The 15,894-nt window shown below is 62.9% G+C and carries 14 protein-coding genes; 7 read left to right on the top strand and 7 right to left on the bottom strand.

Annotation, left to right across the window (positions count from 1 at the left end; genetic code table 11):
- Positions 1-14: 14 nt before the first annotated feature.
- Positions 15-842 carry a nucleoside phosphorylase gene (locus AC0NIE_RS02680; protein WP_473488511.1) on the bottom strand — a complete coding sequence of 276 codons (828 nt, stop codon included), beginning with the start codon at positions 840-842 and terminating at the stop codon, positions 15-17.
- Positions 818-1,534 carry an ArsR/SmtB family transcription factor gene (locus AC0NIE_RS02675; protein WP_473488512.1) on the bottom strand — a complete coding sequence of 239 codons (717 nt, stop codon included), beginning with the start codon at positions 1,532-1,534 and terminating at the stop codon, positions 818-820. Before AC0NIE_RS02675 ends, AC0NIE_RS02680 begins: the two co-directional genes overlap by 25 nt.
- Before the next feature lie 37 nt (positions 1,535-1,571).
- On the opposite strand from AC0NIE_RS02675, the gene AC0NIE_RS02670 reads away from it, so the two are divergent.
- The 4 genes from AC0NIE_RS02670 (at position 1,572) to AC0NIE_RS02655 (ending at position 5,488) form a co-directional block, all read left to right on the top strand.
- A complete protein-coding gene (locus tag AC0NIE_RS02670; protein ID WP_473488513.1) occupies positions 1,572-2,348 on the top strand; it encodes an MBL fold metallo-hydrolase in 777 nt (258 codons plus the stop codon).
- A gap of 3 nt (positions 2,349-2,351) precedes the next feature.
- The gene (locus AC0NIE_RS02665; RefSeq protein WP_473488514.1) at positions 2,352-3,629 is read left to right on the top strand and encodes an MFS transporter; all 1,278 of its coding nucleotides are present in this window, start codon (positions 2,352-2,354) and stop codon (positions 3,627-3,629) included.
- Between the two features lie 190 nt (positions 3,630-3,819).
- On the top strand, positions 3,820-4,317 hold the full coding sequence (locus AC0NIE_RS02660; protein ID WP_473488515.1) for an EF-hand domain-containing protein: 498 nt from the start codon (positions 3,820-3,822) through the stop codon (positions 4,315-4,317).
- A gap of 49 nt (positions 4,318-4,366) precedes the next feature.
- Positions 4,367-5,488, top strand: coding sequence for a cysteine desulfurase family protein (locus AC0NIE_RS02655; RefSeq protein WP_473488516.1), 1,122 nt, complete (start codon positions 4,367-4,369; stop codon positions 5,486-5,488).
- Here AC0NIE_RS02655 and secDF read toward each other — a convergent pair.
- Positions 5,483-8,038: a protein translocase subunit SecDF gene (secDF, locus tag AC0NIE_RS02650; RefSeq protein ID WP_473488517.1), complete on the bottom strand. Its 2,556-nt coding sequence runs from the start codon at positions 8,036-8,038 to the stop codon at positions 5,483-5,485. The two genes, AC0NIE_RS02655 and secDF, sit on opposite strands and share 6 nt — an antisense overlap.
- 946 nt (positions 8,039-8,984) lie before the next feature.
- Here secDF and AC0NIE_RS02645 point away from each other — a divergent pair.
- Positions 8,985-10,061 carry a D-alanine--D-alanine ligase family protein gene (locus tag AC0NIE_RS02645; RefSeq protein WP_473488518.1) on the top strand — a complete coding sequence of 359 codons (1,077 nt, stop codon included), beginning with the start codon at positions 8,985-8,987 and terminating at the stop codon, positions 10,059-10,061.
- Here the strand turns inward: AC0NIE_RS02645 and AC0NIE_RS02640 are convergent.
- Both AC0NIE_RS02640 and AC0NIE_RS02635 read right to left on the bottom strand, forming a co-directional pair.
- Positions 10,053-10,421 carry a hypothetical protein gene (locus AC0NIE_RS02640; RefSeq protein WP_473488519.1) on the bottom strand — a complete coding sequence of 123 codons (369 nt, stop codon included), beginning with the start codon at positions 10,419-10,421 and terminating at the stop codon, positions 10,053-10,055. The genes AC0NIE_RS02645 and AC0NIE_RS02640 overlap by 9 nt on opposite strands.
- Before the next feature lie 119 nt (positions 10,422-10,540).
- Positions 10,541-11,473 (bottom strand): NAD(P)-dependent oxidoreductase, encoded by a 933-nt coding sequence (locus tag AC0NIE_RS02635; RefSeq protein ID WP_473488520.1) that lies wholly within the window; start codon positions 11,471-11,473, stop codon positions 10,541-10,543.
- A gap of 137 nt (positions 11,474-11,610) precedes the next feature.
- On the opposite strand from AC0NIE_RS02635, the gene AC0NIE_RS02630 reads away from it, so the two are divergent.
- On the top strand, positions 11,611-11,934 hold the full coding sequence (locus AC0NIE_RS02630) for a winged helix-turn-helix transcriptional regulator (protein WP_473488521.1): 324 nt from the start codon (positions 11,611-11,613) through the stop codon (positions 11,932-11,934).
- Between the two features lie 33 nt (positions 11,935-11,967).
- On the opposite strand, the gene AC0NIE_RS02625 is transcribed toward AC0NIE_RS02630, so the two are convergent.
- Both AC0NIE_RS02625 and AC0NIE_RS02620 read right to left on the bottom strand, forming a co-directional pair.
- On the bottom strand, positions 11,968-12,900 hold the full coding sequence (locus AC0NIE_RS02625) for a polysaccharide deacetylase family protein (protein WP_473488522.1): 933 nt from the start codon (positions 12,898-12,900) through the stop codon (positions 11,968-11,970).
- A 281-nt stretch (positions 12,901-13,181) separates the two neighbouring features.
- Positions 13,182-14,321: a LacI family DNA-binding transcriptional regulator gene (locus AC0NIE_RS02620; protein ID WP_473488523.1), complete on the bottom strand. Its 1,140-nt coding sequence runs from the start codon at positions 14,319-14,321 to the stop codon at positions 13,182-13,184.
- Positions 14,322-14,931: 610 nt separating this feature from the next.
- Here AC0NIE_RS02620 and AC0NIE_RS02615 point away from each other — a divergent pair.
- Positions 14,932-15,894, top strand: a complete 963-nt coding sequence (locus tag AC0NIE_RS02615; protein WP_473488524.1) for a sugar-binding protein — start codon at positions 14,932-14,934, stop codon at positions 15,892-15,894.

The following is a 15,894-nucleotide window of genomic DNA, read 5'->3' as shown; positions in this document are numbered from 1 at the left end:
TATATCCCGCTTGCTTATGCGTGCAGTTCGGCTTCGATGGAGGACAGCCAAACCCGTGCAACTGTGGCGATGACCGTGAGCGTCGCTTTTGTTCCGTTCGCCTCGCCCTTCTCAAAATCTCCCTCGGTTTGCGCCATGGCGTTCGTCACATGCGCAAAGCACACGACGGGGTGGTGTGTTGCAGCGGCAAACGCATACAAAGCCGCGGCTTCCATCTCGACGGCGAGGGCGCCCAGATCCCGCGCAGATGCGATCGCGGTCTCGGTTTCGCGATAAGGAGCATCGGTCGTCCAGGTTGAGCCCCGGCGGGCGACAATGCCGGAAAGCCCCGACAAGGCGTCTTCAATGCGAGCGATAAGCCTCGCGTCTGGCGCCTCCGCGAAGATTGCCGGCGGCAGATAATGATAACTCGTCCCCTCGTCCCGGAGAGCGCGGTCGATCAGAACAAAGTATGGCGTGGGTCCGTTGTCGGTGATCTGGCCGGCGGATGTGATGCTGACGAGCAGCCGGCAGCCGGCCGCAAAAAGCTGCTCGGCAACGAGCACCGCAAAGGAGGCGCCCACCGCGCAGCCGATGATGCCGACCTCTCCGACGCCGTCGAGATCGAAGGCAAGAAGTTCGGTGTGGTAACACGCCCACCCCTCGTGTGCGCGGCTCTGTCCCGCAAGTTTGAGGTGCCGCACCACGTCGCCGTCGGGATCGAGGACACACACCGGAGGGACAGCGGCGAGCGGCAGTCGCTTCTGCCGGCGCGCCTCGCGCAACAGCGCCTCCGGCCGGAACACGGAAGGAGAAGCATGATCCTTGTGGTTCACGATCAGCCATGCGGGCTTCTGATCCATGGGATTCGCCCCAGTGTTCTGCTTCCGGCGGCCGTTTCGACCGGCAGGCCGGCGGCCTTCCATTCGGGATAGCCGTCCTCGAGCCGACGGACGAGATAGCCCCGCTCTCGCAAGGCGGCGACTGCTTCGAACGACAGAACGCAATAGGGGCCGCGGCAATAGGCGATCACTTCCCGATCTGCCTCTAGCTCGCCTAAGCGACGCTCCAGCGCGGCCAGCGGGATGTTGAGGGCGCCTGGAAGATGTCCGACCGCAAACTCGTCCTCTGGCCGCACGTCGAGAACCGTGACCATGCCGTCATGCAGCCTCGAGACGAGATCGTCTCGCGACACCGGTTCCATTGCATCGCGAGCGCGGAAGTAGTCGGCCATGACGCGGCCGATTTCGGCCACGTTTCGCTCGCCGACCCGGCCGAGCGCCTTGATCAGCGCCACCACCTCGGCGTCGCCGGCGAGGCTATAGAGCACGTGCTTGCCGCGGCGCTCCGTCTCGACGAGACGCGTCCGCCGCAGGATCTGCAGGTGGCGCGACGTGTTGGCGAAGCTCAGATGGGCTCGCGCGGAGAGGTCCTCGACACTGCGCACACCTTGCGCCAGGTGCTCCAGAAGCTCGAGCCGGTGCGGATGGCCGAGTGCCTGAGCCACTTCGGCAAGGCTCGTGTAGATCGCCTGTTTCGGTCCGGTGCTTGACACGGCTTCTCCTCAGTGAAACATTCAGCGGAATGATTGAATGTTTCTAGCCCTTTGCAACGAGGAGCGCAAGACCATGATCCTTCGCCAGTTCCTTCACACCGATCCGGTCGGCGTCTCCTACCTGTTCGGTTGCGGCGGCAAAGCAGCTGCGGCCGTCGTCGATCCGGCCTGCGACATCGAGTTCTACCTGCGTGCCGCCGAAGACGCCGGCATGCGCATCCATTTCGTCGTCGACACGCATGTTCATGCCGACCATCTCTCTGCCGGCCGCGCGCTCGCCGAAGCGGCGGGCGCCGCCTACGTGCTCTCGGCGGAGGCGGATGTTGCGTTCCCGTTCAAAGGCGTGCGCGACGGAGAGGTCCTCTCGCTCGGCAACGTCACCGCAACCGTCCTGCACACGCCGGGTCACACGCCGGAGCACATCTGCCTTCTCGTCAGCGACCGCACGCGTGCCGACGAGCCGTGGTTCGTGCTGACCGGCCACACGCTGATGGCCGGCGATCTCGGTCGCACCGAACTCGCCGTCAGCGCCGAGCAAGGCGCAAAGGATCTGTTTCGCAGCGCCGGTCGGCTCAAGGCTCTTCCCGATCATGTCGAGGTGCTCCCCGGCGCCTATGCTGGCTCGGTCTGCGGCCGGCGCCTGAGCGGCAAGCCGTGGTCGACCATCGGTTTCGAGAAACGCCACAACGAGGCCCTCCGGATCGAGGACGAAGCCGCGTTCATTCGCTTCATGCTCGCCGAGATTCCGCCGGCTCCGCCGGAGGCCGCGGCGCTCCGGGCCGCCAATTCCGCCCTGGCTGCGGCGGCGGCCTGAGCCATGGACGAAGCGGCATCGGTTCCAGGCAAGGCGGGTTCACCTGTCAGGCTCGGCCTCAGGGAGAACTGGCCGCAATTCGCGCTGCTCGTCGTGATCAACGCCTTTGTCGGCGGCATGGTCGGAATAGAACGAACGGTGGTGCCGCTGATCGGATCGGAGGAGTTCCATGTCACGTCGACGACGCTGATCGTCTCCTTCATCGTCAGCTTCGGCGTCGTCAAGGCGCTGGCCAATCTGGTCTCGGGCCAGCTTGCCGACGCGTGGGGCCGCAAGCGCGTGCTCGTTTTGGGATGGCTGGTCGGCCTGCCGGTGCCGTTCATGATCATCTGGGCGCCGACCTGGGAATGGGTGATTGCGGCCAACGCATTGCTCGGCGTCAACCAGGGGCTCGCCTGGTCGATGACGGTGATCATGAAAGTCGATCTCGTCGGGCCGAAGTCGCGCGGCCTTGCCGTCGGCCTCAACGAGTTCGCCGGCTATCTCGCCGTTGGGGTGACGGCGTTCCTCACTGGCTATCTCGCCTCGCAATACGGACTTCGGCCAGTGCCGATCTATCTCGGCATCGGCTATGCCGTCCTCGGTGCCGTACTGTCGATCCTGCTCGTGCGCGACACGCGCGGCCACGTTCGGCTGGAGGCCTCATCCCACGCGCAGCAGTCCGCGCCGATCAGCTTTAGGCAGGTCTTCGCGCTCACCTCGTTCGGGGATCGCAACCTGTTTGCCGCCTCGCAGGCCGGTCTCGTCAACAATCTCAACGACGGCATGAGCTGGGGCATTTTCCCGTTGTTCTTCGCGTCCTTCGGCCTCGGTGTCGAGCGCATCGGCATCCTCAAGGCGATCTATCCCGCGACATGGGGTGTCTTGCAGATCGCCACGGGTCCGTTGAGCGATCGCTGGGGGCGCAGAGGCCTGATCGTCGCCGGCATGTGGGTTCAGGCCGCCGGTCTGTTTCTCACCGCAGCGACGCGCCAGTTCGAGTGGTGGATCGTCGGCAGCCTTCTGCTCGGCCTCGGCACGGCGATGGTCTACCCGAGCTTGATCGCAGCCGTCTCCGATGCCTCGCATCCGACCTGGCGCGCCCGCTCACTCAGCGTCTACCGGTTCTGGCGGGATCTCGGCTACGCGATCGGGGCGCTCTCCGCCGGCCTCATCGCCGACAGCTTCGGGCTGTCATGGGCGATCACATCGATCGCCGCGCTGACGTTTCTCTCAGGGTTGGTCGTGGCTGTTGTGATGAGCGAGACCGAGCCCCATCCGTCCTCGAGGAGGGCAACATGACAGCGGCGGCAGATCGCTGCCCGAGCAATTGATCCGGCGCAAATTCGCCACGCCTTTGGCTTACATTGAAATTTGACCGCGACCGGCGGTTTGCCGGCAGTAGGGAAAGAGCTGAAAGCATCTCCGGCCGCAGAGCCGCCAGCGAGTTGGAACGAGCTCTGCCGAGCCCCATGAGAGGAAGGAGCATATTATGACGTTGATTGCACTGATGCGCGCGGCCACGCTCGCCGCCACTGTCGCCGCCGGTGCGACGGCTACAGCCGCCGCGCAAACAACCGCAGCCGATCCCCACGATACGACAGTCGCGCAGGCGGCGCCGTCTCCCGAGCCTGGAGGTATGGCGGGACAAGACCAAGGTGCACAGCCCGCTCAACCCGGCATGATGCCTCCCGGCATGATGGGCCAGGGCATGATGGGCCAAGGCATGGGCCGGGGCATGATGTGCCAAGGCATGGGTCAGGGCATGATGGGCGAGATGATGCAGCCCGGCATGATGGGCGCAATGCCGATGATGCGCATGCGCGGGCACATGATGAAGATCATGTTCGCCATTGCCGACACGGACGGTGACAGCGCACTTTCCTTCGAAGAGATCACCGCCATCCATAAGCGAATCTTCGACAAGGTGGACGCAAACAAGGACGGCAAAGTGACATCCGAAGAGGTTCAGGCATTCATGCGGGAATAGCCGCGCAAGCTGATCGCCGGGCGACAAACCGCGAAGGAGGCTCCCGGGCATGACATCGATCTACCTCGACTACAACGCCAGCACGCCGATCGATCCTTCGGTCACGGCTGCCATGCGGCCATATCTTGAAGAGGCTTTCGGCAATCCGTCGAGCGGCCATTGGGCGAGCATGCCGGCGAAGGCTGCGCTGGAGAAGGCCCGCTGCCAGGTTGCGGCGCTGCTCGACTGCGCACCCGACGAGATCGTGTTCACAAGTGGCGGCAGCGAGGCCAACAACCTGGCGATCAAGGGCACGTTCTTCGCCCTGCGGGACAAGGGCGAGCACATCGTCAGCACCACGGTCGAGCATCCGGCCGTTCTCGCTCCTTGCCGGTTCCTCGAGCAACAGCTCGGCGCGGCAGTGACCTATGTGCCGGTTGACAGCACGGGCCGGGTCGATCCCGAGGATGTGCGTCGTGCCATTACGCCGCGCACCATCCTGATCAGCGTCATGCACGCCAACAACGAGGTTGGCACGATCCAGCCGATCGAGGAGATCGGTGCCATTGCGCGGGAGCATGGCGTCCGGTTTCACACCGACGCTGCGCAGTCGGTCGGCAAGATTCCAACCAAGGTCGACACGCTTGGCGTCGATCTGCTGACCATCGCCGGCCACAAGCTTTACGCGCCGAAGGGTGTCGGTGCGCTCTATGTCCGAAGCGGGCTCAGGCTCGAGCCGCTGATCCATGGCGCCGGGCACGAACATGGCCGTCGCGCAGGCACCGAGAGCGCCTTGCTGGCGGTCGGCCTCGGCGCCGCCTGTGCGCTCGCCGGCGACCTGGAGCCGATGGCACGCGTCCGCGTGCTGCGTGATCGCTTTTGGGACGCGCTGCAGGAGAGTTTTGGCGACCGTGTCGCGCTCAACGGGCACCCTCAGCATCGCCTTCCCAACACGCTCAGCGTTTCATTCGTCGGCATGATCGGTGCCGAGGTGCTTTCGCGTCTCGACGGCGTCGCGGTGTCGACCGGTTCGGCCTGTCACGCCGGCCGGGTCGAGCTCTCCCCGGTGCTCACGGCCATGGGCGTGCCCGAGAAGCTCGGCATGGGCGCCGTTCGCTTCAGTCTTGGTCGAGCCACGACCAGCGCCGAAACCGACGCTGTCGTGGATCAGCTTCGAGCCGTCACATCATAAGGCCTGTCGCGCCGGCGGTTCTTTCGCCGCTGCGGTTTCCTCTGGGCTGAGGGCGCCCGGCCGGAGCTTGAACAGGATCAGCAGCGGCCCGGCGACGAAGATGGAGGAATAGGTGCCGGCGAGGATGCCGAAGATCATCGCGACCGTGAAGGACTGGATGACCTCGCCGCCCCAGATCGAAAGCGCCGCCAACGCAAACAGCGTGGTCACGCCGGTCAGGACCGTTCGCGCCAGTGTCTGGTTCATCGACAGGTCGAGCAGTTCGGCAATCGGCATCCTTTTATAGCGGCGCAGATTCTCGCGGACCCGATCATAGACAACAACCGTATCGTTGATGGAATAGCCGACGATGGTCAGGATCGCGGCTATCGAGGTCAAATTGAACTCTATGCCCGCGACGACGTAGAAGCCGACCATCAGGATCACGTCGTGGAACGTCGAAATGATGGCGCCGAGTCCGAACTGCCACTCGAACCTGATCCAGATGTAGACGAGCATCGCCAGCAGCGAGGCGAGCACGCCCATTGTGCCGTTGAACGCGAGTTCGGAGGACACTGTCGGACCGACAACCTCGATGCGGCGGAACTCGTAGTCGGTCTCGAGTGCGCTCCTCACTTTCTCAACGGCGGACTGTTCGGCAATGTCGCCGCCCCCCTGGGTGCCGATGCGGATCAGCACGTCCCGGGTCGACCCGAACTCCTGCACCTGCACCTCACCCAGTTCGAGGCCCGTCAGCCGCTCACGGATGTCGCCGATATCGGCCTGCTGGCCCTTTGCCTGCACCTCGATGCTCGAACCGCCGCGGAAGTCGATGCCGTAGTTCATGCCGACAGTGAAGAACAGCGCAGCCGAAGCGATCGACAATAGCAAGGACAGCGTGAAGGCGTACTTTCGGAATGCCATGAACGGCACCCGCGTGTCGTCGGGCACCAGGCGCATGACACCGCTGGGCATCGCTTTCGGGCGCTGCCGGCGAAGCCAGAATGCGACCAGCCAGCGCGTCAGCGTGAAGGCCGTGAACACGGTGGTGACGATGCCGATGGCGAGGGTGACGGCAAACCCCTTGATCGGCCCTGAGCCGAGGAAGAACAGGATGACGGCGGCGATCAGCGTCGTCACATTGGCATCGACGACGGTCGCCAGCGCCTGTTTGAACCCGGAATCCATCGACTGCACGATCGAGCGCCCTTGGCGGTTCTCTTCGCGGACGCGCTCGAAGATGATGACGTTGGAATCGACCGCCATGCCCATCGTCAGCACGATGCCGGCGATGCCAGGCAGCGTCAGCGTTGCCCCAAGAACCGACAGGACGGCGATGATCAGTGCGACGTTGGCCAGGAGCGCGACATTCGCGATCAGTCCCAGTCGCCCATAGGCGAACAGCATGAAGCCGACGACGAGGAACCCGGCGATGATCGACGCGAACTGGCCCGCCTCGATCGAATCGCTGCCGAGGCTCGGACCGACGGTGCGTTCCTCGACAATGGTGAGGTCGGCAGGCAGTGCGCCGGCGCGCAGCAGGACCGCAAGGTCGTTCGCGCTCTCCACCGTGAAACTGCCGGATATCTGCCCGGTGCCGCCCAGGATTGGTTCGCGGATCTGAGGCGCGGAGATCACCTCGTTGTCGAGGATGATCGCGAACAGGCGCCCGACATTGGCCTGAGTAGCCTGACCGAAGCGGGTGGCGCCGCGGCTGTCGAAGCGAAACGAGACCACCGGCTCGTTGGTGCGCTGGTCGAAGGTTGCCTGCGCGTCGACGAGGTTTTCGCCGGAGACGATGATCCGGTTCTCGATCAGATGGGGAACCCGCGGCTCGTCAGTCGAATACATCACCGTCGAGCCCGCCGGCGGGCGGCCGGAGATCGCCTCCTCGACCGGGATCGACTGGTCGACCATCTGGAAGGTCAGCTTCGCCGTCTGTCCGAGAATATCCTTCAGCCGCTGCGGATCCTGCAGGCCCGGCACCTGGACCATGATGCGCTCTGATCCCTGTCGCTGGATGATCGGCTCGGTCGTGCCGAGTTCGTTGACGCGTCGGCCAACCACCTCGATCGATTGAGTCAGCGCCGCGGCGATCCGGTAGTCGACCCCGGCTTCGGTCAGCGTAAAACGCAGCAGGCCCGGTTCCGGCTCGGCCATCTCCATCTCGGTCACCGAGCCGCTCATGAAAAGGCCGGTCGAGATCGGCTGTGTCAATCTTTCGAGTGCGGTCTTCGCAGCTTCGATCTGGCCTTGGTCGCGAATGCGGACCTGGATGGAATTGGCGGTGCCGGCAAGCCCGGTATAGCCGATCTGGGCATCGCGCAGCGATGTGCGGACCTCGTCGCGTGCCGATTCGAGGCGTTCGTTGGCGAGGTCCTGCCGATCGATCTGGAGCAGGATGTGCGAGCCGCCCTGCAGGTCTAGGCCCAGCGTCAGTTGCTGCTTTGGCAGCCAATTCGGCAGCGATGCCAGAGTGGAGGCGGGAACCAGATTGGGAGCTGCGTACAGGATACCGGCTAGGACCGTCAGCCAGATGAGAATGGTCTTCCAGCGCGAAAAATGCAGCATGTTCTTGTCCGTTCAGCCCATATCGGGCGGAAACCGCCTCCGACAAGAGCTTTGGCGTTCCGATCGGCGAGCAACTCGGCGAGAGCCCGAACGAAACGCGATGTGAAAGTTTTGGGAGTCGGGGGCCGCGGTCGCGCGGCCAGGATCATGCCGGGAGAAGCGGAGGCGCGCGCGCATCGAAGGCGCGGATCGGCGACAGTTTGGGCCGGTCTTCAGACCCTATTCCAAACGATGCGGCTGACGCGGTTTCGAGCGGCAGGCGCAAATCCGGGATTATGCAAAAGGGCTTGCCGTTTCCCGCAATGGCAGGCGTTCCCGTTTTGAAACGGGAAGTCTCAGCACCAAGGTGGCGCGCAATGCCACGGGCAATGATGATAGTCGGGTGTGTGACTGGTTTGGACGCAGCGAGCCTCATTTGCTCTTTGGCCTGTCCGACCTGGTCGGCTGTTGCCGCAGGAATGGTCCAGATCAGAAAGAGTAACGAAGCGAGCAGCCGCAGGCCAGCACCCGCGCTGAGCAGAACGCCGGGCCTTGTGCTAGCCTGTCTTGGACCGCTTCGTCTCATCTCACCGGTACGGCTCTCATAACACTGCGACTAATACGCTTTCGCCTTCGTTGCCTCAGTAAGCGGCAGGCCGCACTCTTTGTCTAACTACAGCACTTGCATTGCGAATTGAAGCGCACCTTTCACGGACTCAAAGGCGTTGGCCGATGCGCTTCCTTTTCGACGAGGAGCACAAAGGAGGAGGCCGCTCCAGAGCACCACTCGATGTAGCTTGGAGTAGGCGCGTACACTCCTATACGAATAACCAACGAGAAGAATGCCCCGAACAGGGCTCATCTGCCTAGCTTTCCTGGCTTTCTCGGGGAACGTTCAGGCTGCGCGCCGGGACGCGGCCTAACGTGCCACTGCCGGTATTCCTGCCAGACCATTTTGGAGACGCTCATGGCCGACACCTCGAAAAGACTGCGTATTGCCGTGCTCTTTGGCGGACGCTCCGCCGAGCATGACGTTTCGGTGCTGTCGGCAACCAACATCATGCGTGCGCTGGAACCCGCGAAATACGATGCCGTTCCCGTCTTCGTCACCGGCGAAGGACAATGGCTGCTGAGCAGCTTCGAGAATGGCACGCTGGCGAAACCATCGAGCGGTACCGAAGTCTACCTCGTGCCGGGCGGGCAGGGACGGATGATGGCGATCCCGACCCGTGGCGCGGCCCACGAACTGCCTGACGTCGACATCCTGTTTCCCGCCCTTCACGGCCTCCACGGCGAGGACGGCTCCGTGCAGGGGCTGGCGGAAGTGGCGCGCGTGCCGCTCGCCGGCTGCGGCATTCTCGGTTCGGCCGCAGCCCTCGACAAGGACATTGCCAAGCGGCTGCTGAGTGAGGCGGGCTTGCCCGCCGCGCGGTCCGTCACAATCCACCACGGCGGCGCGCCGGCCTTTGCGGAACTGCAGAGCGCGCTTGGGCTTCCGCTTTTTATCAAACCGGCCCGGCAGGGCTCCTCTGTCGGCGTCAGCAAGGTTTCGGCTGAAAAAGACTATGAGGCAGCGCTGACAGAAGGCTTTAGGCACGACCGCAAGCTGCTGGCCGAAGAATTCATTCGAGGCCGCGAGATCGAGTGCAGCGTGCTGGAGGATACGGAAGGCGGCCTCTTCGTTTCCCGTCCCGGCGAGATCGTGCCGGCACAGAGCCACGGTTTCTACAGCTACGACGCCAAATATATCGACGAGCACGGCGCAGCGCTGAAAGTCCCGGCCGAACTGCCGCAGGAGATCGAAGGCAGTATCCGCGCGATGGCGGCAAAGGCCTTCCGTGCGGTCGGCTGCGACGGCATGGCCCGCGTTGATTTCTTCGTGACGCCGGACATGCGCGTCCTCATCAACGAGCTCAACACCATTCCCGGTTTCACCGATATCAGCATGTATTCCAAGGCGATGGCGGCAAGCGGCGTCAGCTATTCCGAGATCATCGATCGGCTGGTGGCGCACGGGCTGGCACGCGCTGGTCGATCAGCTTGACCGTGCCAACGGCCCAAAAAAGCCGATGATACGCGTTATTCGCTTCTGGCCAGAGTCGAGGAAGGCTATGTCCAAACCCTCAGGGAAGGACGATCCATCAGGCACCACAAACTTCCACGCAAAGCGTGCGATCCCATGATGAACATCCACGTCACTTGTCCGTAGGATGCGGGCACCGGGATGCTTGGCCAGAACTCTTGCGATGTGCGCGAGCAGTTCTTCCGCGCCAGTCGCATGGACTGTAGGATCCGTGTATGTCGCGCCATCGCTCCAGATCGGTAACAGCAACGCCCGCCGCTGCTCGGCGTTCTGATCGGACCAAGCAGCACAATACGAATCGATGAGAAGCGTCAAAGGCATTCTATTCCCCTAATGTAGGCCACTGGTCTGACTCGGCCGACGCTCGGACAACAAAGCCCGAACCCGTCGGCCGACGGCAAAGCGTGGTCCGCCTCAATAAGGCCGGAGACCAAATCCGCTCAGCCAGCCAGAAGGGATCCCTCGCGCGGTCCGGATCGGAGAGATCTCTTATCCGGACTTTCCAGAAATTGCGATAACGCCGCGAAATCATCATGTAGGTGGCCAGCTGCAATCGCCCGTTGGAAGATTGCGTCGTAACTGTCGACCACGGAGCGGTCGATCTTGCGCGCCTCCATCAGCTCCAGGAGATGCTGGAATGCGCCGTAATGCGGGGAGATCGACGAGAGCGTCTCGTCGTCGCTGGCAAACCGGCCAGCATTCGTCCGGTTGATGAGGTCGGCGACAAGCCCGTCAACAACAGGCGCTGTTGCGGTCCACTGCCGTCCCAACTCGCCCAGGTCGATCTCTTCGGCCTGACACACGGCGATCGCATGCAGCGTGCCGAACAGCGCGCCCCACATGAGAGCAAGCAGCGCGCTATCAATTGCGTTCGCACGTCCCGGCTCTTCCCCGATATGCTGTACATTGCCGCCCAAGGCACGAAACATCTCCTCGTTCGCGTCGAAAGCCTGCCTTGGCCCCGAGATCAGTATCGTCCCGGCATCAGTGCCGATGAAATCCGGCGTGGCCATGATCGCGCCATCGAGATAGCTGGCTCCGTGCGCAGCAAACCATTCAGCGGCTTCGCGTGCGCCATGCGGCGTTCCCGAAGTGAGTTCCACGACCAGCTTGCCGCGAATGGCTGAAGCAACGGCATCGTCGTGCAGAACTGCAGCGGTTGCCTGGTAGTCGCTTACGTTCACAATGATAATTTCAGCCGCATTGACAGCTTCCAGGACGGACCCCGCGACAGTGGCGCCGAGCGCGGCCAGCGGTTCGGCCTTCTGTTTCGTCCTGTTCCAGACCGTCGTCCGATATCCCGACCGGAGCAGGGCGCGGGCGAGCGCCGATCCCATACGACCCGTCCCCACAACGCTGATTGAAAGCTTCATTGCAACACTCCATACCAATAGATGCCAATAGGCGCGCGGCCATGGTTTTGCCGTCAAGGGCAGAGGTATGTCGGAGTGAATGGCGCGCACAATACGCACCTGGAGGTAAGTGGTTACCCAAAGGTAAGGAGAGCATCATGAATAAGCCGACGGGCAATTGCGGCTTCGCAATCGCGATCAAGGCGATCGAAGGGAAGTGGAAAGTGGATATTCTTTGCGAGCTTGGAACGGCATCTCGCAGGTTCGGCCGGTTGAGGCAGTCGATTCCGGCGATCAGTGAAAAGATGCTAACGCAGCAATTACGCGAACTGGAGGCTGACGGGCTTGTGAACCGAGAAGTCTATCCGGGATCGCCGACTAAGGTCGTCTATTCGTTGACGGAAAGCGGAGCGGCGCTCAATGCTGGAGCAGAGGCGTTATGCCGTTGGGGTGAGCAATTCCCTTCCCGCACCGATGCTTGAGGATGCCGTTCGCCGCGCGAGTTGGACGTTGGTTCATGGCGCTTCGCCGTCGGCCGGAAACAGCGACAACCAATACCGGGCGATATCGTTGCGGCGCATGAAGACGGCCTCCGGCCTGGACAGAACCGTCTCGATTATGCCTTCCAGTGCCGCAGCCCGGTTGGGCTGGCCGGTCCATCGCGCATGGACGGCTATCGTCATCATGCGCGCGCCTTCTTCCCTGGCTTCCCTGATCAGGAAGTCCAGATAGGCTTCGACGTTGTCGACGAAGTCCTTCGGCGTCACATAGCCGGGGCTGACCAGATAGCGGCTGTCGTTCAAGGTCTTGGAATAGGGGACGACCAGAAGGCGCCCGTTCTGTGCCGGCACGAAATAGGGCAGGTCGTCGTTGCACGGATCCGAATCGTACAGGAAGCCGCCTTCCTCGATCAGGATGTCGCGCGTGTTGACGCTGGGAAAGGAACGGCTGTTCCAGCCGATCGGCCGCTCGCCGAGCATCTCGATGAACAGCGCGACGGCGCGCTGCAGATGGCCGCGCTCCTCGTCACGGCTCAGGGTCCATTGTTCGGTCCAGCGCAGGCCATGGCCGAGCAGATCGTGACCCGATTGGCGCAGCCATGCCGTCACCTCCGGGTTGCGCCGCAGCGCCTCGGCACAGCTCGAGATCGTGGCGTGGACACCGTGTCGCTCGAGCAGTCTGGCGATGCGCCAGATGCCGACGCGGCTGCCATACTCGAAATGCGTTTCGGTGCCGAGATCGCGGATGCCGGCCGGCGCCGACAACGGATATTCGCCCCAGCCATCGCTATGGTCGTCGCCCTCGAACAGCGAATATTCCGACCCTTCCTCGTAGCAGACCACGAGATTGACTGCGATCAGACGTCCATCCGGCCAGATGATCTGCGGCGGCCGCCGGCCGTAACCGACGAAATCGCGCAGCGGGCCATGGCGATGCTGGAGCTTCATGGCAGTATAACTCCTGGCGGGTTGCCGATCCGGGTCAGCGAGGAAATCGGGCTCGAGGGCCGGCGCGGAACGGCGACCCAGATCAGATTTACCCTTGGATCCAGGATTTCGCCACAACCAGACTGCAGCAAACCGTATGTCAAACCGCAGAACTCGGGATACAAGAATCCCGATCCACCATGCCAGGCGACAATTTCGGGGCCAACCGCCCTTTGCGGGGCGCTTGTCTGGCCTGGAGCGGCATCAGTACGGCGTATGCATTGATGGAAGTCTGGAGGTGCTCAGCGGGCTGTCAGTCCGTGTGTGCGCCCAGGCGCCACAGCACTGACCGATTCCCGCTCGACCAGCGGGCATTCAAGCTTGGTAATGGGGTAGCGGCCGCGGCCGGGCGGTGCAGGGACTTCCAATTGCTCGATCGCCCATTGCCCCATCGCCATATGCGGCAGGATCGACGTCGTCAAAGGCGGGAACAGATGCCGGGCAATTTCCTCGTCGTCATAGCCGATCACCGAAATATCTCCAGGGATGTGCAGGCCGGCTTCTTTCAGCGCTTCGTAGCAGCCGATCGCGGTGCGGTCGTTCTGGCAGAAGATGGCGGTTGGGCGGTCCTTGAGCGCCAGAAGCTTGACGGTCGCAGCGTAGCCGGCGCTCGCCGACCAGTCGCCCTCGACCACCAGCTCCGCATCGAACGGGATGTCGGCCGTCGCCAGCGCCCGGCGGTAACCCTTCAACCGATCCTGCGCCGCATGCATCCACGGCTCGCCGGTGATGGTGGCGATACGGCGGTGGCCATGGCTGATCAGGTGGCGGGTGGAGCTCTGCCCGCCGGCGATTTCGCTCGGCACCACGGCGGGGAAGGCGTAGTCGGCGGTATAGCAATTGAGCAGGATGACAGGGATATCGAGGTCGTAGAGATAGTCGGGCGCGGCGATCTCGCGCGTGAAGATGGTCATGTAGATCAGCGCCGAAATGCCTCGCTTGGTCAGTGCCGCAATCGCGCGCGGCTCCATGACGGAATCACCCAAAGTCTGAGCGACCAGCACGACGTTCCCGGCATTCCACGAGGCCTGGCGCGCCCCTTCTATGGCGACGACCGCTTCGGGACTGGTCGCCAGTTGATCGACCGCGAAGCCGATCACCCCGTCCAGACCTTCGAACGAGGCGATAGGGCTGCGAAGAGCAGAGAAGGCTGGTGGCGCATAGCCGAGACCCCGCGCGGCCTCGATCACCCTTTCGCGGGTCTGCTGCGAGAGCCTTATGCCCGGCGTGTTGTTGAGGACGAACGAAACCGTTGCCTGCGAGCAGCCGGCGGCCCTGGCGATATCGGTCATGGTGACGCGACCCTTGGGATTCTTAGCCGATGGCTTTCGGCGCCGGGAGGCTTCAAGGGCAGGATCGCGCAGATCCGTCGGTTCGCTCATGGCATTGTGTTCCAAATTCCCGGCTTGGCTAACCAGAGGTCGTCCTGGACGTCATTAAAGACGGCAGGACGGCCGACGACGCTTCGGTTTATAAAACAGGCACTCGATTAATCGTTATTATCATCCTGGCAGCCGAATGGCTAGCAGCGCGTAGAGAGCGATACGCGGTTCTGGAAGATCGATTGCTGGGAATGTGAGCCAATTTCAAGGCGGTTAGACGGCTTCGGAAGCCTCCCTTTCTCACCACACGGCAGGCAGACCATTCGCCAGCGGCACCAGGTTTCCAACCAGAGACTAATACTATTTACTAATAGGCGTGAGCGTTCTATTGTCAATTCGTCATGCCCGGCTCGGGACTGAACGGGCCATGACGGGAAGCAGGCGCGTGGCGCGGCATCCGCGGCTCTTGGGCCGGCAAAGCAACACCACGCAATTACGGAAATGTCAGACAAATCCGACTATACGAACAGCCAATGAGTCTCTAAAGTCCAAAATCGCGGCTGGAATGGCGCCGTTCTTTCGCTGCCAGCACCCCTTGAGGAGGAGGCGTCCAGCCGCATTCGACAAGTTCAGATCAGCGAAAATGACTGAATCAAATGGGAGGTTGAACATGAAATCTGCGATACGAAATGCGTCCGTCGCTGCCGCGGCCTTGGCTCTCGGCCTGTCCATCACGGCGATTGCCCGTGCCCAGGATAAACCGACGCTGGCCTTCGTCGTCAACGGCGCTTCCGATTTCTGGAAGGCGGCCGAAGCCGGCGTCAAGAAGGCCCAGGCCGAACTGCCCGACTACAATCTCGAGCTCAAATATCCGGAGCAGTCGTCGGTCGCCATCCAGCAGCGGCTGATGGACGATCTGGTGACGGCCGGCGTCAAGGCGATCATGGTTTCGGCCGTCGATCCCAAGACGTCTACCGACGGGCTCAACAAGATCGCCTCGGAGACGGCGCTGTTCACCACCGACAGCGACGCGCCGCAGACCAAGCGGGTCGCCTATATCGGCTCGTCCAACATCGATGCCGGCAAGCAGGCGGCCGAGATCGCCAAGAAGGCGATGCCCGACGGCGGCAAATGCCTCGGCTTCGTCGGCCTGCTCGGCGCCGATAATGCCAAGGAGCGCATCGAAGGCATGAAGGAAGGGCTCGCCGGCACCAAGATCGAGCTGATCGACGTTCGTGGCGACGACATCGACCAGGCCCGCGCCAAGAAGAACGTCGAGGACGCGCTGGTCGCCAGCCCCGACGTCACCTGCATGGTCGGCTTCTATTCCTACAACACGCCGCGCATCTATGAAGCGCTGCGCGACGCCGGCAAGCTCGGCCAGATCACGGTCGTCGGCTTCGACGACGATCCGATCACGCTGGGCGGCGTCAAGGAAGGCACTGTTGCCGCCACCGTCGTGCAGCAGCCCTTCGAATGGGCCTATCAGGGCATGAAGCTGATGGCCGCATATCTCAAGGGCGACAAGTCGGGCGTTCCCGCCGACGGATTGATCATCGTGCCGACCAAGATCATCGGCAAGGACGACGTCGACGACTATGCCGCCAATCTGAAGGCGATGTCCGGCAACTGA

The organism is Mesorhizobium sp. WSM4842, from assembly GCF_055901575.1.
This window is presented reverse-complemented; position numbering and strand designations above follow the sequence as displayed.